General features: G+C 46.4%; 13 protein-coding genes and 1 tRNA gene. 9 read left to right on the top strand and 5 right to left on the bottom strand.

Going from position 1 to position 19,445, the window contains the following annotated elements:
- Window positions 1–6: 6 nt before the first annotated feature.
- On the bottom strand, window positions 7–1,026 hold the full coding sequence (locus QUA44_RS11930; RefSeq protein ID WP_333250965.1) for a PRC-barrel domain-containing protein: 1,020 nt from the start codon (window positions 1,024–1,026) through the stop codon (window positions 7–9).
- 68 nt (window positions 1,027–1,094) lie between these two features.
- Window positions 1,095–4,985, bottom strand: a complete 3,891-nt coding sequence (gene smc, locus QUA44_RS11925) for a chromosome segregation protein SMC (protein WP_333250963.1) — start codon at window positions 4,983–4,985, stop codon at window positions 1,095–1,097.
- 365 nt (window positions 4,986–5,350) lie between these two features.
- Between smc and murA the strand changes: the two genes are divergently transcribed.
- From murA to QUA44_RS11880, 9 genes are all read left to right on the top strand, one after another.
- Complete coding sequence (murA, locus tag QUA44_RS11920; RefSeq protein WP_333250960.1) at window positions 5,351–6,769, top strand: UDP-N-acetylglucosamine 1-carboxyvinyltransferase; 1,419 nt, start codon at window positions 5,351–5,353, stop codon at window positions 6,767–6,769.
- Window positions 6,770–6,842: 73 nt separating this feature from the next.
- Window positions 6,843–7,712 (top strand): M48 family metallopeptidase, encoded by an 870-nt coding sequence (locus QUA44_RS11915; protein WP_333250957.1) that lies wholly within the window; start codon window positions 6,843–6,845, stop codon window positions 7,710–7,712.
- Window positions 7,691–7,772 (top strand) — tRNA-Leu (locus tag QUA44_RS11910). Before QUA44_RS11915 ends, QUA44_RS11910 begins: the two co-directional genes overlap by 22 nt.
- A 205-nt stretch (window positions 7,773–7,977) precedes the next feature.
- A complete protein-coding gene (locus QUA44_RS11905; RefSeq protein ID WP_333250954.1) occupies window positions 7,978–8,196 on the top strand; it encodes a hypothetical protein in 219 nt (72 codons plus the stop codon).
- 385 nt (window positions 8,197–8,581) lie between these two features.
- Window positions 8,582–8,734 (top strand): hypothetical protein, encoded by a 153-nt coding sequence (locus QUA44_RS11900; RefSeq protein WP_333250953.1) that lies wholly within the window; start codon window positions 8,582–8,584, stop codon window positions 8,732–8,734.
- Window positions 8,727–10,106 (top strand): hypothetical protein, encoded by a 1,380-nt coding sequence (locus QUA44_RS11895; protein WP_333250951.1) that lies wholly within the window; start codon window positions 8,727–8,729, stop codon window positions 10,104–10,106. The genes QUA44_RS11900 and QUA44_RS11895 overlap by 8 nt, the downstream gene beginning before the upstream one ends.
- A 45-nt stretch (window positions 10,107–10,151) precedes the next feature.
- Complete coding sequence (locus QUA44_RS11890; protein ID WP_333250949.1) at window positions 10,152–11,954, top strand: hypothetical protein; 1,803 nt, start codon at window positions 10,152–10,154, stop codon at window positions 11,952–11,954.
- 259 nt (window positions 11,955–12,213) lie between these two features.
- Window positions 12,214–13,089 carry a DMT family transporter gene (locus QUA44_RS11885; protein WP_333251109.1) on the top strand — a complete coding sequence of 292 codons (876 nt, stop codon included), beginning with the start codon at window positions 12,214–12,216 and terminating at the stop codon, window positions 13,087–13,089.
- A 95-nt stretch (window positions 13,090–13,184) separates the two neighbouring features.
- Window positions 13,185–13,370, top strand: coding sequence for a hypothetical protein (locus tag QUA44_RS11880; protein ID WP_333250947.1), 186 nt, complete (start codon window positions 13,185–13,187; stop codon window positions 13,368–13,370).
- A gap of 164 nt (window positions 13,371–13,534) precedes the next feature.
- Here QUA44_RS11880 and QUA44_RS11875 read toward each other — a convergent pair whose 3' ends face one another.
- The 3 genes from QUA44_RS11875 to QUA44_RS11865 all read right to left on the bottom strand — a co-directional run bounded on the left by QUA44_RS11875 (window position 13,535) and on the right by QUA44_RS11865 (window position 19,435).
- Window positions 13,535–15,172, bottom strand: a complete 1,638-nt coding sequence (locus QUA44_RS11875; RefSeq protein ID WP_333250945.1) for an acetolactate synthase large subunit — start codon at window positions 15,170–15,172, stop codon at window positions 13,535–13,537.
- 144 nt (window positions 15,173–15,316) lie between these two features.
- Window positions 15,317–16,684, bottom strand: a complete 1,368-nt coding sequence (locus QUA44_RS11870) for an NAD-dependent succinate-semialdehyde dehydrogenase (protein WP_333250943.1) — start codon at window positions 16,682–16,684, stop codon at window positions 15,317–15,319.
- Window positions 16,685–17,107: 423 nt separating this feature from the next.
- Entirely contained in the window at window positions 17,108–19,435 is a 2,328-nt protein-coding gene (locus QUA44_RS11865) for a polysaccharide biosynthesis tyrosine autokinase (protein ID WP_333250940.1), read from the bottom strand.
- Between the last annotated feature and the right edge of the window lie 10 nt (window positions 19,436–19,445).

The following is a 19,445-nucleotide window of genomic DNA, read 5'->3' as shown; positions in this document are numbered from 1 at the left end:
TAATTCCTAATAACCAGGCTCCTCCTCATACTCAGGAGTCTTAGTTTTCTCAGGGATATTCACCCGAGGAGCCAGGTAAGGCTTCGGTGCCTCATCGTCAGCCCAAGCATCAGCCTCCACATCATCCTCGTACTCCACCACCGACTGCTTCGGGCGAGAAATCTCAGCGCGAGTGTATTGCGGCTTCTCCTCGTACTCCTCCTCTTCGTAATCGTCCTCCTCGCCGCCCCAATTATCCTCTTCGTAATCCTCGTAATCCTCGATTGGCTGCTGCTGTGCCTGCACCGCGCGCATCGGCGGCTGGCGAACCGCAGGCCGATTCCACTCTAAATCCTCATCCCAAGGAACTTCCTCCACCGCAGGCGCGGCTACCCGGCTCCGCATTTCCGGTGCAGGTATCCGCACGCCCGGGCCCAATTGATTTCCCGTAGCCACGGGTTTCGGATAATAACCTTGCTCGTCCTCTTCGCGTTCCCAAGGTGCTTGGCCCAAACCAACGCGCTCCAGCAAACCCACACTAAGCTGCCTGAGCCTTTCCTCGGAACCTTCAAACACAATCAAGCGATTCGGGCCACTGCTGACAATTTCTTCAATTCCCAACTCGTAAGTGCTGAGAACTTGATCGGGGATTTGGGGGATTCCCAGGGAAGCGATAATTATAGAGACTAACTTACCGTCTTCGGGGTCGAACCTAAAGCCCCGCACTCTACCCAAAAGTTCGCCGGTTTCGGTAATAACTTCGCTGTTAATCAAAATGCTGTAGACTTCAACATCAACATCATCTTCGATCGCGCTCTCATCTTCCACCAACAGCACGTCGCCGATTTCGCTGACATTGTTGAGGAACATAAACCTCGGCATTCCAGCGACCGCGAATATATTATCACGCAGACCGATCGCCACAACTTCCCGCCGGTCAATGTCCACCCACAATTGACTAACCACCCCCAAGCGTTTACCTCTGTCGCGGGTGATGACTTGAGTCCCTAGAATATCGGAGCGTTGGCAGATTTGTTCGGATGTCATTCTAACTTTAATCCTGATTTATTAAGTACATATATCACTCAACACGAGCGTTAACATAAACTCCGGGACTACAACTTCAGTCCGATGACTTGAGTATAAGCTCCCCGCGCTTGAGTAACGCCAATTGTACGCTCAGCCGATTGAATCATAGGTCGCCGCAAACTCACAACAATAAACTGGGCTTGTTCAGACTGTCGTTTTATCATTCTAGCTAATCGCTCCACATTTGCCCCATCCAGAAACATATCCACTTCATCAAAAGCGTAGAACGTAGACGGGCGGTAGCGTTGCAGCGCAAAAATAAAACTCAGCGCCGTCAGCGACTTTTCGCCTCCAGACATGGAAGCCAGCCGCTGTACGGGTTTGCCCTTCGGGTGTGCCACCAAATTCAAGCCGCTGCTAAAGGGGTCTTCCTGGTCATCTAGCTGGAGATAGCCATCGCCTTCGGAAAGTTCCGCAAAGATAGTCTGAAAGTTTTCGTTAACCGCGTCGAAAGCTTCTTTAAAAGCGCGCCGCCTGAGTGTGGTAAAATTTTCGATTCTCAACAGCAGTTCAGTGCGTTCTCCTTCCAATGTCGTCAATTTTTGACTCAATTCTTGAAGGCGTTCTTGAGTGCGGTTGTACTCTTCCAAGGCTAGCATATTGACAGGTTCTAAAGCTTGAATGCGTTTCGCGATCGCCTTTACTTCCTGCTGCAATTCCGTCAAATTGGCTTTCTCGACATTTTCAGGAATCGACGGCACGGGGTCGGGCATTTCCGCCCGCTGCGTTTCCAATAGAGTGCGGATTGCGGCCAATTGTTCCCGGCGTTCTTGCTGGGTTTCGTGGAGTTTTTGCAACTGCCATTGTAACTGCTGTTTGGCTAAATGCTTCTCTCGCAATTGAGATTCCGCCCGATCGCGCTCTCCCTTTTCCACGCCCAATTTTTCCTCAATTTCCCCCAAAGCCGCCTTAGCTTCCGCAATTTGCCGATCGAGTTCTAACTGCTGCGAAACAATGCGATCGAGTGCATCCGCACCCGCATTTTGCTGCACTTGCCATTCCTGCAATTTATCGCTGCCTTCCTTAATTTTGTCTTCCAAACGCCCGAATTGATTTTCCAAGTCTACAAGGCGTTGCTGGACGTTTCTCAGAGCCAATTCTCGCTCTTGGAGCTGCGCTTCCAGAGCGCGCAAACTCGATTGCATTTGCTGCCATTCGCTGTGACTGTTCGACTCTTCCAACTGCGCCAAAGTTTGTCGGTACTGCTGCAATTGAGTTTCCTGTGCGGGCAATTCTCGTTCCAGCAACTGCAATCTCGATCGCGAATTAGTTAATTCCTGTGTATTTTTCGCAATTTGCGATCGCACTTGTTCTTGTTGCGCTTGCAAATTCTTAATTTCTGACTCCAACTGTTCCAAGCGCAACTGATTTTCGCGCAAATTCTGTTTCGCTTCCATCAATTCTTGGCTGCGAGTTTTGACTGCAACAGACGCGCGGTCGATCGCAATTTTGCACCGTTCCAAAATCCGCTCAATTTCCTCCAACCTTTCTTGCAGAGATGCGATCGTTCTGGCTTCACTAGCAGCCTCGCTAGCCTCAACCGTGCCAAAATGTAAGGTAGATCTGTTAGTAGAACTTCCCCCAGTCATCGCCCCGCTAGTTTCCAAAATTTCCCCGTCCAAAGTGACAATCCGGTACTGTCCCAAATAGCGGCGGGCGTCGCTGAGGTTGCTAAACACAACCGTACTGCCAAAAACGTAAGCAAAAATTTCCTGATACCGCGAATCGCAATCAATCAAATTAACAGCCGCATCCACAAACCCAGCCGCGCGCCGCAAATTTTCATTCACCGAATACCTGCCGCCCCTAATCTTATTCAAAGGCAAAAACGTCATCCTTCCCGCCCGTTTTTGTTTCAGCAATTCGATCGCAGCAGCAGCCACGCTGTCATCTTCCACCACCATATTTCCCATGCGCCCGCCCGCCGCAATTTCCAGCGCCAACTGATAGCGCGGTTCCACCCTGCCCAGTTGAGCCACCAAGCCGCAAACTCCGCCAATTCCGCTTTGCGCGACAATTTTTGCCGTAAACGTTCCCGTCGCTTCTTGCAGTGCTTGAAACTGCACTTCTAGTTTGTCTAATTTGCGCTGTCTTTCCCGCTGTTCTTCCAACAAACGAGTTTGAGTTTCCTGTTGCAGTTGCAATTCTTGTTCGGCTTCGACTAAAATCTGATTCAGCGATTCTACTTGCAAAGATGCCATGCCTTTGGTTTCCCCAAGGCGAGATTGCTGCTCTTTTTTCGCTGCAATTTCCTGTTCCAATACTTGTAGCGATTGGTTTTGTTCTTGAATTTGACTTTGCAGGCGATCGGCTCTTTCGCCAATGGTAGCTTGTTCTGTACGCTGCGGTTCCAAAGTTTGTTGAATAGTTTCGATTTGGCGGTGCAGTTCCGTTTGCTGCTGTACCCAAACTTCTGCCGTCGAGGCGATCGCATTTGCAACTTCCCGACTTTCATCTAAACTTTGCTGGGCTGCATCCCGCTGTTCCTGAAAACTCCCCTGCTGAGACTTAACATAAGATATTTCTATCTCAATTTGCTCCAAACTTTGCTTAAATTGCCGAACTTCTTCCTCGGTTTGTGCTATACTAGCCGCCATTTGCCCAGCAGTTTTTTCCAAATCCTGTTTGCGGTTTTGCAGTTGCCGCCTTTCCGCTTCCTGAGTCGCAATCGTCGCTTGCAAAGCCAACAATTCCGACTCTCCCAAAGCTTTAACGCGGGCATTCAGCGCGTCAAGTTCGGCGGTTGCTTCTTGAATTTGGGTGCTAATTGCTTGCAGTTGTTCGGTGAGAGATGCAGAAGTGCGATCGCCCGTTTCGATTTGTTCTCGCAGTTTCCATTCTTGCTGCTGTAATTGACGGAATTTCAGCACAATTTCCCATTGCGACTTTTCTTGAAATTCCGCCCGCAGCTTTTGATATTTTTCCGCTTTTGTGCGATCGGAAGCAAGTCTATCGCGCTGAGAAATCAGCTCTTTTTCCACAATACTGCTGCGTTCTTCCACCTCCTTAACTTCATCCAACTTCTGCCTAGCTAAGGAAATTTTGCGATCGAACTGAGCCACCCCAGCCAATTCGTCAATGATTTCTCTGCGTTCCTTAGAATTCATCGAAATAATGCTCGTCACGTCTCCTTGCAGGACGACGTTATAGCCTTCGGGATAAATTCGCAAGCGGTTGAGTTGTTCGTGAAGTTGAGTCAGCGTGCAAGGTTGACCGTTAATGTAATAAGTTGAAGTGTAAGTACCTTGGCGAGTTACCCGAAGTTTGCGCGTCACACTCCACTCATCCGATTTTGGATTTTGGATTTTGGATTTTTTATTAGTAGCGAGTAGTTGTCCGTTGTTGTCTTGAGTTGCTGCGATTTCAATCTCTTCTACGTCTTCAACAGATAACTCTTCTGATTTTCGATTTTCGATTTTCGATTTTCGATTGACAGGAGATGATTTGCCGTTGTTGTCTTGAGTTTCGGCAGTTTCTATCCCTTCGGCTTCTTCAACCGATAGAGGCGATTCTTGATTGACAGGAGATGATTGGCCGTTGTTGTCTTGAGTTTCGGCAGTTTCTATCCCTTCGACTTCCTCTGCTTCAACAGATAACTCATCTGCTGCATTTTCATCCTCATCTTCATCCCGGGCGAACCATTCCTCCCCCACATCTTCCAGGGCAAAGGTAGCAGTCACGCTAGCTTCGATCGTACCGCGTTTGTTTTGGGCGCTGTTCACCAAATCCGGCAAACGTTCAGCCCGCATTCCCTTAGAACTCGAAAGTCCGAGACAAAACAGCAAAGCGTCGAGGATGTTGGACTTCCCAGAACCGTTGGGCCCGGAAACCACAGTAAAACCGGGCAGCACGGGAATGGCCGTCGTGCCACCAAAAGATTTAAAGTTAGTTAGTTCGATCCGTTTAATGTGAACCATATGCTAGGAGTAGCTTTGGCTCTAGGTTGTTGTCACAGGGTAGCACAGGCAATGGGGCGATCGACAATGTGTTAACTTTCTGGCATTGTCGATCGAACCGATATCTTACACCTTTGTCAACAACCCAGCCGGGTTTTACTTAAAAAGTTCGTTGACAAAGGTACAACATCTGTGAACGGAGCGAACGCTACAAATGAACGTAAAGTTTGATACAGATAACTTCATGAGACTAGATGGACAATATTTGTGCGAGTAAACCTGAAAGCCTTGCCCCGATTGACTGCCAGCAAATATAATTCCGGGAATTCTTAATGTTACCCCTAGACATATAAAAACTTTCCGGTAAAATCGAACCAAAATTAATAATGTATAAAGTAACGAAGCCAATTATGGAGGGCAAACCCATTACACCAGCTCAGAACTCATCTAACCTGCCAGCTTCACCTGAAAGCGACCAACAAGTATTGCAAATTTGGGGTCGCCAGCCCCTTAAAGGACACGTCAAAATCAGCGGCGCCAAAAACTCGGCCTTAGTCGTCATGGCAGGAGCCTTGCTCTGCCCAGAGGATTGCCGCCTCCGCAACGTTCCCGGTCTAGTCGATGTCGCCCGAATGGGGCAAATTCTCTCGGCTGTAGGAGTCAAATTACAGCAGCACGGCGACGTTTTAGACATCAACGCCAGCAACCTCATAGACGCTCAAGCCCCCTACGAATTAGTCAGCCAACTGCGGGCGAGCTTCTTCATCATCGGCCCACTGCTAGCGCGTTTGGGATTTGCCAAAGTGCCCTTGCCCGGTGGGTGCGCCATCGGGGCCCGACCCGTTGAACTCCACGTTCGCGGTCTGCAAGCCCTCGGTGCCGAAGTCCACATCGACCACGGCACGGTTCACGCTTACGTCAAAGGGCCGAACCGCCGCCTGAAAGGAGCCAAAATTTATTTGGACTACCCCAGCGTTGGCGCAACTGAAACTTTGATGATGGCGGCGACTCTGGCTGAAGGAGAAACCGTGATTGAAAATGCGGCTCAAGAGCCGGAAGTCGCAGATTTGGCGAATTTCTGCCGCGCTATGGGAGCAAAAATTCAAGGTGCTGGCACGAATACGATCGTCATTTCGGGAGTTCCCAAGCTGCACGCGGTAGACTATTCAATTATTCCCGATCGCATTGAAGCCGGAACATTTTTAGTAGCAGGAGCTATCACTCACTCGGAAATCAGTTTGTCGCCGGTAATTCCCGACCACCTGACCGCAGTCATTGCCAAATTGCAGACAATTGGGGCGAAAATCATTGCAGAATCCCCCGACATTTTGCGGATAGTTCCCGGCAAAACTCACTCCGCCACAGACATCGAAACTCTGCCTTACCCCGGTTTCCCCACAGATATGCAAGCTCAGTTTATGGCTTTGCTGACGCTGAGCGAAGGAGACAGCTTAATCAAAGAAACCGTGTTTGAGAATCGCTTGCGCCACGTAGCAGAACTCAACCGCATGGGCGCCGACATTCGCCTTAAAGGTAATGTCGCGATTGTGCGCGGAGTGTCGCGGCTGTCTGGAGCGCCGGTGATAGCCACAGATTTGCGGGCTTCGGCGGCGTTAGTGCTAGCGGGACTTGCAGCCGAGGGTGTCACAACCATCAGCAGCTTGCAGCACTTAGACCGCGGCTACGAGCAGTTAGAGGTGAAACTGCAAAAATTGGGAGCTAAGTTGCGACGGGTCAAAGAGGGTACAGACCCGGCGACTGCTGAGGCTCCTGTCAATCCCGTGCGATCGAGTTTAAACTGTTAAGTAGTCAGTTGACAGTTGACAGTTGACGGTTAACTGTCAACTGTCAACTGTTGACGGTTAACTCAGGATTAAAATGTCGAACATACCGCTCCGAGGTTTAAAAGCAGACCAGTTTCGCCACCCGCTAGACTTGGAAGCCACCAACACTCTCAAACAACTGCCCGGTCTGGATTTGATCGTGCGGCAGTTGCTGGGACAACTTGGCGAACAGTTTTTCATGCTCGAAAATCTGGCTTCCAGCGTCCAAGTCGGCGAAAATCAACTGCCCCACCTGCATCAATTGCTGTTGGATGCCTGCAAAACTCTTGATTTGGAACCGCCGCAGCTTTATGTCCGCCAGCATCCGATGCCGAATGCTTACACCTTTGCGATGCGGGGAAAACAGCCGTTTGTGGTGATGCACACTTCCCTGATTGATTTGCTCACAGACGAGGAAGTTAAGGCAGTAATTGCTCACGAGTTGGGGCATTTGAAGTGCGAGCACGGAGTTTACCTGACTCTGGCTAATTTAATTGTATTGGCCGCCGGTCAATTTTCGCCTGTGGGAACCGTGATCGCGCAAGGTTTGCAGGCGCAAATGTTGGAATGGTTGCGGTGTGCGGAATTTACGTGCGATCGCGCCGCCTTGCTCGCCACCCAAGACCCAAAAGTGGTAGCATCACTGTTGATGAAACTGGCCGGAGGTTCGCCAACGTTAGCTCCGAAACTGAATGTAGATGCGTTTTTGGCGCAGGCGCGGGCCTACGATGACCTCAGCAGCACTCAACTGGGAGAAATGCTCAAACAAGCTCAGACGGCTCAGTTGTCCCATCCTGTACCAGTATTGCGCGCCAGAGAGATCGATCGCTGGGCAAGTTCAAAAGATTATGAATCTTTGCTTGCAGGAAATCGATCGGTGTGTTATGATGGTGAAACCCAAAAGGGCGGGTGGCGAAATTGGTAGACGCATCAGACTCAAAATCTGACACCGAAAGGTATGAGAGTTCGATTCTCTCCCCGCCCACTGCTAGAAAAGCTAGTGATGTCTTAATAAATAACTGTGTGCTAGGTAGCCCAGTAGCTCCAAGTGCATATCTCATCACTTGATATCCCCCTTGCTGGTGGCTGTGGTTGCTAGCCGAGTATTTTCCGAACTTCAGTTGAAATAACTCATGAGCAACCCCACTATTACTTTCATCTGCTTTTTTATGTAATAAAAACAGAAAGAGATGAGTAATCAGGCAAGCAATACACCTTCTGTGGATTTAGCTATCGTTCCAGGCACACTTTATATCCAACATTGTGTCTGGAATCAGTTAAGTAAACTGTATACTCTTGATTTAGCCACAGGTAAAGCAACATTCATCGGTGAGATCATTACAGAAGTGTATGATATTGCCTTTGTTGATTCACAACTCTATGGCATGGAGCGAGTACGAGCTCGATAAAATGCTCGTTGCTGCTGACTTCGCACCACTGAAAGATGAGAAAGATGTATCCGCTCAATAATTCGGGGCGGACTACCCACTCAGGAACGATTTTGCGTCATTTGAGGTGCATCGTTGAGCGATTTACCCCGGATTATTGAGCGGATACAGAAAGATGTTACGCTTTATTACTAAAAAAAAAATTATCTACCCTTCTAGATAGACTAAGAGTCATCCCTGGAGCGGTCAAACTTGCGACCAATTCTAGCAGATGCTGAGTTTATCAGCACTAAGGGAAATACCGTCATCAGCAACCTCGATTATGATTTCTTAACTGTTTGGCAAAACAAGTCTAATAGCAGATATCACATTAAGTGATTACCAAAAACTGAATGTAGACGAATTTTTGGCGCAGGCGCGAGCCTACGACTATCTCAGCACCACTCAACTCGGAGATATGCTCAAACAAGCTCAGACGGCTCAGTTGTCGCATCCTGTACCAGTATTGCTGGCCAGAGAGATTGATCGCTGGGCAAGTTCAAAAGATAAAGATGAGTAATCAGGCAAGCATTATATCTTCTTTGGATTTAGCTATGGTTCCAGGGACAGTGTATATCCAAGATTGTGTCTCAAATCAGTTAAGTAAACTGTATACTCTTGATTTAGCCACAGGTAAAGCAACATTCATCGGTGAGATCATTACAGAAGTGTATGATATTGCCTTTGTTGATTCACAGCTCTATGGCATCGATCGAGAAGGCGACACAACCCAGCTCGTTAAAATTGACATCAAAACGGGCCATACGACTGTCATTGGGGATACGGGCTTTGCTACAGCCGGCTTGGCTTATAATGCCCAACGTCAAACCCTTTATGCCAGCACCGCGAAACAACTGATTGCCCTTGATATCAAAACAGGAAAAGGTACACCAGTTGCTACCGTAGCTAATAAAGACTACAACTGTGGTGAAATTGCCTTTGATAGCAATGGCATAGCATATATCACATTAATTGGCTACCAAAAGAAGAAATTACTTGCTAGATGCAATCTCGATACTAGCGAAGTTAAAACTATTGGGGATACCGGATTTCCTGGTATTGGCAGTATGGAATTTGTTGGCAATGTCCTTTATGGCGTTACCGGCAGATTTTTTAACTTGGGAAAAGACGGTCAATTAATCCGCATTAATACCAAGACAGGTAAAGGCACATTAGTGGCTCAAACCAAGCCTAGCGGTCGTTGGGCGGGAATTGCGGTTTATCAACCGGCGCCAGAAGCGATCGCACCTATCACTTCAAAAGTTAACACAGAAGCTACACAGGCTGCACAAACAACTACTAAAACTCGTGAGGAAACTATGCAACTGTTAACGATTGATACCAAAGAAAACTGTTACGTTATCAATACCGCTCAGATGAATAGCTTGCAACAAAATGTTGCTAAGTCTCTGACATTAGACAAAGGAACTTTTGACATCCAAATTACCAGTGGTAGCTACAGTTATAGTGCAGACAATACCGCAGGTGAGCCTTTTGTTTTTCTCTGGATTTATGGACTTGATGGCAGTACCTTTATCAACACAAAGACAGGTGTTGAGACAGGTGGAACTTGGGCAACTTTAAACGGCTATAACGACAAATTGCAGTTAGATATCAAAGAAAAAGCTGTAGTCTGTGCTTTATTCTTTGATACCTATAGTGGTGATAATCAAGGACAAGTCACTGTTTCAATCACTGGCAATCAACAGTCTACTCCCCAAACTTTAACCGTTGATAGCAAGCAAAACTGCTATTCGCTTGATGGCAATTATCTGTCAACTCTTAAAAAAGCCAATGCTAATTCTATCGAGTTAGCTGCTGGGAACTATCGCGTCAAGATTCGGGAAAGCAATGCCACTTATGGAGCAGAAGCAAAAAATTTCCAATTATAACCTTGGGCGTTACTGTTGATTCAAGGCGGGAAATTTATCTCCAAGTTGGCAGGAATTGAAGTTAGCGAAAGTTGGTGTTCCTTAAATGGCCTCAAAGATGAGGTTATTTTTGAAGTCAAACAAAAAACAACCATCTCCGGCTTCTTTTTTGATACATACATAGAAGACAACGAAGGGCAAGTTGTTTTAGAAATCAACAACATCAGTAAGGAAGAACTAGACCAAGAAAAGGCAAAACAAAAACCTGGTATCGGCATCCCTGGTATCGGCATCCCTGAGATCGACCTCGGCGGAGGTGGTGGTACAATTATCCCTGGTGCTGAATATCCCACTATTGACGGTGGATTCAACTTTAGTTTTGACCAAGCTCAGATGGAACAGATGTGGCAGCAAATGGCAGCCCAAATCAATAGTTCCATCACAGTAACAGGCGACCCGAACGAGAAAAAAGAAGCTTATTGGGACAATTTGGAAAAATGGCTGCTTAAAGGCTATCAAACTCAAGCTAAAGACTTAGGGATGAAGGTAGCACGGCTGGAGTTTATGCTTAAGACTCTTACCCAACAAATGGAAGTTAGTTTTAATCAGAATTTCCACAATTGGTCGGGGTACTTCAACAAAAATCTCAACGACTTATTTATTTCGCGAATCCCCCGCATTGTTAGTGAGCAGGTGAATTTAAGAATCTCTGAACAAACCCAAGAGATTAAAAACTTAGTGCTGCAACAAATGCAAACCGAACTCAATGAGCGTGTTGAGTCCGTCGTTAATCTCAAAGTGTCTAATCAGACTCAAGAAGTTAAGAACCTCGTAGTTCAGCAAATGCAAACTGAACTTGAGCAACGGATTGAGAATGTAGTTAACATCAAAATGGCCCATCAGTCTACAGAGATTAATACCCAGGTAATTAATCAAATGTCGGCTAATATTGATGAGCGCATTAGTAACTCCGTTAATGTCCAAATCGCAAATCAATCTCAAGAGATCACTAATCAGGTAATTCAGCAAATCCAACATACTATCGATCAGCGTGTTGAGAATGTGGTGAGCATCAAGATTTCCGATCAAACCCAGAATGTGAAGAATCTGGTGATTCAGCAAATGCAAACTTACATCGATCAACGCATCGATAATGTCGTGAACCTCAAAGTGTCTAATCTATCTCAAGATATTAACACTCAAATTGTTCAGCAAATTCAACACGACATAGATCAGCGGATTAATGCGGTAGTTAATCTCAAAATTGCTGACCAAAGCCAAAACATTAAAAACCTGGTCATTCAGCAGATTGAATCTAACATTGATCAACGCATCAATACGGTTGTTAATCAATCTAGCACTAGCAACGTGCAGTTAGTGACTAATAATATTGTCAACGATCTTGACAATCGCATTAATGTTAGCTTGGATAACAAAATTCTCAACTTCCGTAATGATGTCTCTACGATCGTCAAAACTGAGCTGAACCAAAACTTCACGCAGAACATCAAAAATACGATTTTTGCAGAATTGAAACAGCAACAATTCTACCTAGATATGAACTTGATCAAGTCAGAAGTTGAGAACTTCTACTCTAATCTGGCACAGTTTGAGAATCAGTTCTATTTACGCATTGAACAAGGGGACACTCAACTGTATAACTGGACGCTGGAACAACTTATTGCTCTCCAAGGTTGCTTAACAGATCGTCAGGCTTTAGTGGATCTCTTTGAATCTTTCGCCAATAAACTCAAAGACGAATTAGAGAATGCTGAATGCGTTCGTCCCGATCGTTTTAGTTCTTGGGTAAGAACAGATATGCGGTCACAATTTCAACCTTCGCAATCTCCGCAATTACCACCACGTTAATCAGTAGGTAGACATATATATTGGGTGTCCGAAGAAAGGAACGAAGCAACCCAAACAGCAAGCGAATTGCTTCGTTTCTCTATTCGGACATGATGGTATTAACTTATGTTCACCGCCCACTGCTAAAAAAGCTTAATAAATCTAGGGTTCCAGGTAGGCCACCGGGAACCCTAATTTATATGCCATCGGGCATGGGGCATCGGGCATTGCGAATTGGTAACTAATGACAACAGTCAACAGTCAACAGTCAACAGATTTTATGGGTGAAATCGCCGCTTTAGGCGCTGCATTTGTCTGGGCTCTATCTTCCACAATCTGGCAGCGAGTGGGACAGCAAATCCCCGCAGTGGTGCTAAACTTGCTCAAAGGTGCGATCGCCCTTTTCATGCTCATTGCCACTGTACTAATTTTAGGCAAACCCTTACCCGCAATCAACCCCAATATTTTAGCAATGCTGCTGATTAGCGGCGGTCTAGGAATTGGCATCGGAGACACCGCTTTCTTTATCGTTTTAAAATATTTAGGCGCGAGGCGAACGCTGCTTTTAGAAACCCTATCTCCCCCTTTAACAGCTTTATTGGGCTTAATATTTTTGCAAGAAAAGTTATCGCCCATTGCTTGTACTGGCATTCTTTTAACAATCTGCGGCGTAGCGTGGGTAATTGCAGAACGAACAGCCGAAACAACCTTATCATCAAAACATCTTTGGCAAGGATTAGGTATTAGTTTATTAGGACAAACAACCCACGCCGCTGGAGCAATTTTATCCCGCGCCGCCTTCACTCAAATAGATATTGATCCCTTGTGGACGGCGGCATTGCGTTTGAGCGGTGGCATGGCAGTCATGCTGTGCTTTTTTAAGCCAACAAACCTTGAGAGTTTCAAACAATTAAAAGCCCCAAAACTTTTAGGTGCAATAATTCTGGCAGCTTTTTTAGGAACCTATCTCGGAATTTTCCTGCAACAAATTTCGCTGAAATATGCACCCGCAGGAATAGCTCAAGCGCTCAGTTCTACCAGTCCCCTATTTATACTGCCTTTAGCGGTGTTAGCGGGCGAAAAAGTGAGCATTCGGGCTGTTTTGGGGGTAGTTGGTGCGATCGGCGGAATCGCCTTATTATTGGGTTTGAAGTGATTAGATTTGATATCAATTCCGATGCCACCGGAATGATTGTTGACTGTTGACTGTTGACGGGCGGGTCGAAAAACTGAATGGTTGAGTGTTAACTGTTGACTCGATTAGGCACGGCGCCGTCTCGAAAGCAGTGGGTAATATTAATTCCGATGCTACCGGATTTGATATCACAACTCCGACAAGTGGAAACAAAACTCTACGGAGATATTGAGAAGCCAATTGCAAACGCTCACCAGAAGGAAGAGGAAGTGATTTATGCTTCTCATACTTGGGTAAAATAATTGGCAGAAGTACATTGCCGAATGTCCAGAAGTCCCCACAGTTGACCAAGGCGAAACCATAGAAGAAGCGATCGCCAATCTTAAACAAGCTACAAAACTCTATCTCGAAGAATATCCATTATTAGAGCCCCGACTTCTTTAAGAAGCCGGGGCTCTAGCTACTCTTACAAATTGCAACTCATATCCCCAGATAATTGACTGAAACGCGCATTTTCCCGATAGTCTACCGGACAGTCAATCACGCAAGGAACATCTTGAGCCAGGGCTTCTTTGAGGATGGGAATTAAATCGGTTGCAGCTTCCACTCGATAGCCTTTTAAACCCATACTTTCCGCAAATTTCACAAAATCGGGATTGCCAAATTTGACGAAATCTGAATGACCAAAATAATCTTGCTGCTTCCATTCAATTAAGCCGTAGCCGCCATCATTAAAGATCAGCGTCACAAAATTAGTACCGACTCGCAAAGCAGTTTCTAACTCTTGACAGTTCATCATAAAACCGCCGTCGCCGGTGGCTGCTATTACTTTGCGATCGGGATAAACGAGTTTTGCAGCTACCGCACCCGGAATCGCAATTCCCATCGCCGCAAATCCGTTGGAAATCAAACAGGTATTCGGGCGATCGCAATGATAGTGCCGCGCGATCCACATTTTGTGAGCTCCGACATCAGATATAAGAATATCTTCTGGGCCCAGGACTTGCCGCAAATCGTAAATGAGTTTTTGTGGCTTGATCGGGAAACCGTCGTCGGCTGCATATTGTTCGTACCCAGCGCGAATATCCGCCCGCAATTGCTTAGCAAAAGGGTCTACTTTCTCCATGCGATCGGCACGCTGCAAAATTTCATTGAGGGAATCAGAAATATCCCCCACAACTTCTATAAGAGGAATATAACTGCTGTCAATTTCTGCTGGCAAAGATCCAATGTGAATAATCGGAATTTTTCCTTCTGGATTCCACTTCTTCGGGGAATATTCAATCAAATCGTAGCCAACAGCAATCACTAAATCCGTTTCTTCAAAAGCACAACTAATGTAATCCCGTTTTTGCAATCCCGTCGTCCACAGTGCCAAAGGATGAGTGTAAGGAATTACACCTTTGCCCATGAAAGTATTAGCTACAGGAATATTCAATCGAGTAGCAAATTGTGTCAAAGCATCGCTGCCATTAGCGCGGATCGCGCCGTTTCCTACTAAAAGTAGAGGACTTTTTGCCTTGGAAATTGCCACAGCGGCTTTATTCAAGCTTTGGTAAGCACCAAAAGTTTTTTCGCGGTTGTCTTTGGTGAGCGGCATTCCTTCAGCAGGCATTGCTGCAATGTTTTCAGGTAAGTCAATGTGAACTGCTCCCGGCTTTTCACTTTGAGCTACTTTAAAGGCTTTGCGGACAATTTCTGCCGTCGTGCTGGGGCGGACAATTTGAGCATTCCACTTAGTAACTGGTGCAAACATAGCGACCAAATCTAAATATTGGTGCGATTCTATGTGCATTCTGTCTGTGCCGACTTGTCCGGTAATTGCTATTAAAGGAGCGCCATCTAAGTTGGCATCAGCAACTCCTGTCATTAAGTTAGTTGCGCCAGGGCCCAAGGTGGACAAGCAAACGCCGGCTTTGCCTGTGAGACGACCGTAAACGTCTGCCATGAAAGCGGCGCCTTGTTCGTGGCGAGTAGTAATAAATTTAATTGAAGAGTTTCTCAGGGCTTCTAAAATTTCTAAATTTTCTTCTCCGGGAAGTCCGAAGACGTATTCGACGCCTTCATTTTCTAAACATTTTACCAATAGTTGAGCTGTGTTCATTTCCGTTTTTCTCCTCGGTTAATGGGGGTTGTGGGTCTTTTTCAACCGATCGCAAAAATACTAAATGGGACTTTTTAACCCCAGGTAAAAGCAGATAAACGCAGACTTATGTAGATTTGTGCGATCGGTTGATAGAGTGGGAGCTTATTTCACCCACACTGTTTTTATGTTAACAAATTCGTGCATTCCTTGGATGCTCAATTCGCGTCCGTAACCGGAGCGTTTGATGCCGCCGAAGGGTAATCTCGGGTCGGATTTTACTAAACCGTTGATGAATACCGCGCCGGCCTCTAGTTCGGAAATAAAGCGATCGCTCTCTGAGTTTACTGTAGTCCAAGCTGACGCACCCAAGCCAAAAGATGTGCTGTTTGCGAGGGCGATCGCCTCATCAATGCCTGCAACTCGGAATACTAAAGCTACGGGCCCGAAAAATTCTTCTTGACGGGCAGAGGCATTCGGCGGAATATCTGCCAGAATAGTTGGCAAGTAGAAATTGCCGGCATTCTCTGACAATGGGCGGCCACCTGTCAGAAGTTTTGCTCCCGATTGGACGCAAGTTTGCACTTGATTGTCCAAGTCTTTGAGGATTGCGGGAGTAGCTAAAGGGCCGATATCGGTTTCGGGCAACATCGGATCGCCTACTTTTAATTGCTCCAATTTTTCGACAAATCCTGTGATGAATTCGTCGGCAATCTCTTCTGCTAAAATAAAGCGTTTGGCAGCGATACAAGATTGACCGTTATTGAGCATCCGGGATGTGACAGCAGTTGATAAAGCTACTGCTAAATCGGCGCTGGACATCACAATAAATGGGTCGCTTCCTCCCAATTCCAGCACTACTTTTTTCAAATTTTTGCCCGCATTTGCTGCCAAACTTTCACCCGCTGGTTCGCTACCGGTGAGAGTTGCTGCTTTTATACGATCGTCCGCAACGATATCAGCTACTTTGTCGGCGCCGACTAACAAAGTTTGAAAAACTCCTTCGGGAAAGCCAGCAAGCGTGAAAATTTCTTCGATTTTCAAAGCGCACTGAGGCACGTTGGAAGCGTGTTTGAGCAAGCCGACATTGCCCGCCATCAGTGCGGGCGCCGCAAACCGAAAAACTTGCCAAAATGGGAAATTCCACGGCATGACGGCTAAAATAGGGCCCAGCGGTTGGTAGCGGACAAAGCTGCTGCTAGCGTCAGTGGTTGCCGGTACGTCTGCCATAAATTGAGCCGCATTTTTGGCGTAATACCGACAAACTAAGGCGCATTTTTCCACTTCGCCGATCGCAGATTTGAGCGTTTTGCCCATTTCCAGGGTCATCATTTCAGCATAAATTTCGCGATCGCGTTCCAAGATGTCTGCAGCTTTCTGCATCCAGATGGCTCTCTGCTCAAACGGCAGTTGGCGGTATTTTTTAAAAGCTTGCTGTGCTAATTCCAGCTTAGCTTCAATGGCCTCATCGGCGATCGGCTCGAAAGTTTTCAGCGTTTCTCCCGTTGCCGGGTTGATAGTAGCAATAGCCATTGTTTCATCTCCTGTGTGAAAAACACAAAACTCCCTGCTAATTTTCAGCCTCGGCAGGGAGTTGTATCAAGGTATTACAAAATAGGAATTTACCAGCCACGTTTTCTTTCAGGTCTTGCCAATTTGCAAGTGCCGCGATTTGTTTAAATTTCTCTACTTTTAATTATAGTTCAGAGTCTCGATCGCAAATCTTAAGAAAATTTGTCTTTCTGAAATCACGCACAAATCTCGCTTAACAGGCTAGACGGCCTGTTCCACAAAAGTTAAATCTTCTTGTGGGGCGTCCCGCCCGCCCCTGACAGCTTTATTCACAATTAATCGTGCAAGATGGATGAAATATCTTGTCGGGTGTCCCGCCCGCCTTGCATTCTCAACAACAGGTCCGACGGCCTGTTCCACTACACATTTCTCAATTCCTCTCCCTCAAACAGACTGTTCCTGGACGTAATCCTGGACGTAAGACTGATAGTAATACCTGCTGCCCTTATCGTTATTCGCCACCATTCCCAACAGCGGAATTCCCGCCATTTTTAAATCCTCAAAAGCCAACAACAGCGCCTCCCGCTCAGTTTGATGCAGGCCTACTACCAGCATCAATCCGTTAGTGTGAGCCGCCAACAAATTCGCATCCGCCAAGCCCAAAAGCGGCGCAGTATCGTAAATAACCAAGTCAAAATGACTTGCTAAAGCAGCCATTAAATGCTGCATTTTTCGGGAAGAAAGCACCTTTGTCGGATCGGGAGGAACCGGGCCTGATGTTAACACAAACAAATTTTCATCGCGGGGCGATCGCACAATCACCTGTTGCACATCCACATCCTCAGCAATCACATTGTGCAAGCCTTGCCAATTCGGTAAACCCAGCATTTCGTGTACCTGCGGGCGCCGCAAATCCGCATCCACCAATAGCACTTGCTGGCCCATTGCAGCAGCCGCCCGCGCCAGATTGACTGCTACAGTAGACTTGCCGTCAGCTACTTGACAAGAAGTAATTACACAAGAATTGATTGGAGTATCAAGGTTTAGTAAACGAATATTCGCATTGAGCGAGCGAAAAGCTTCTTGAAAAGCATCCGTCGGCATCGGCGAAATTGCCACATCCACCGGGCTTGTCTCAGCAGGAGGAAGTCTCAAAATTTTATCGCTAGCAGGAATCACCCCCAACAAAGGCAGGCGAATCGACTGTTTGACATCCTCTGGAGTTTGGAACACCGTTTTATTGTTAAACCGTTCCGCCAACTGCGCCGCCAGCATACCAAACAGCAAACCAGCCAATCCCCCCAAAGCCAAATTCAAAGGCATAATCGGAGCAACAGCCATCAACTCGCCATTTTTGTAGCGCGGAATTTCCGGCTTAGCAATAACTTCCCAAGCCACCTCTTTTTTGCCCACAGCTTCAAGCTGCAAAGCTTGCTGTTTTGCCAGCAAACCATTCAGCGTATTGTTAGTCAAATCCAACTCGCGCTGCAAATCAGAATAGCGCCGCAAAATCACCGGGAATTTTTGAGAGTATTGATTCAACTGCTTAGCAGCTTGTTCCAAAACTTGATTCCGCACGCCCAGCACCTGAATTAAATTAGCAGTACCGATAAACTGCTCGATTAACTTAATCCGCACCGGATCTTGAAAAGCCAGCACTTGTGAACTTACCTTAGCCAAATCAGTTCCCAGAACCTCTTGGGCTTCTTTCTTCAACAAAGGAATCAGGTTCTTGCGCTGTTCTCGCAACAATTGCATTTGCGGAGTTTGGTCTGTAAACGTAGCCGAGTTAATCGCAATTTGCCCTTCTAATTGTTGCAATTGAGTCAGCATCGCTTGATAGCGGGGAGCTTGACTCAGAGCCGAAGCCATCAGCGCTTGCTGCTGGTTTAGTCCGAGCTGATTTTGCAGATTGGAATAGAGCAATCTCTGCTGGTTGAACTGCGTTTGCGCGTCCAATCTTTGCGCTTGAAGTTGGCTGATTTGCTGCGAAAGCTGTTGGGTTTGAATTTGCGGATCTATGAAATTGTACTGCTGCCGCAATTTTTGAATTTCTGTTTGCAGAGCTTGTTGGCGCTTTTGTTGATTGGGAATTTGCGATTTCACAAAATCCAGAGTCTGACTAATTTGAGTTCTGGTATCTTGCGCGCTATAGTTGCGGTAGCCTAGCGCAACTTTTTCCAAAACAAACTGAATTTTTTTCGGATCATAATCCCGATATCTCACTTCGATAATCTTGGTATTTTTGAAGCGATTAATTGATAACCTAGTTTCCTGAGAAAACGGCAAATTATCGGCTTTTTGGTTCAAAAGGTAATTGTAATTTATTTCGGGATACTTAGCCTGCAACTGTTTAATAATCGGCGACATTACTTGCGGGCTTTGCAAAACTTGAATTTGGGATTCGTAGTCAAAACCGGCATTTTCTGTCGTCGCGGGGGCTGCTGGTTGCAGTTTCAGATCCCCGGAGTATATTTTTGCTAAAGTATTTTGCGTAACTGCTGGTTCTACTAATAATTGAAAGCGCCCTTCGTACTCGCTTTTTTGATTCAGCGTCCAGGCGAAAACCCCGGTAGTCACTGCCGCGGCTACGCCGATGACTAAGATGGAGCGACTGCGGCAAACTTCCCAAAAACTTAACTCTTCTTCCTGTGTTTTGTCTCTGCCTAAAAATTGATCTTCTTCATAAAGGACAGAAGATATTTTTTGCAGATCAGCGGCTTTTTTATGGTTATTAAACAGTGCTAATTGAGCTCTTTTGCCTGGTTTCATTGGATTTCTA

The sequence above is a fragment of the Microcoleus sp. N9_A2 genome, assembly GCF_036701775.1.
In the GTDB taxonomy this organism is placed as follows: Bacteria; Cyanobacteriota; Cyanobacteriia; order Cyanobacteriales; family Microcoleaceae; genus Microcoleus.
The sequence above is the reverse complement of the archived record's forward strand: the minus strand, read 5'-3'. Positions and strand labels throughout refer to the sequence as shown.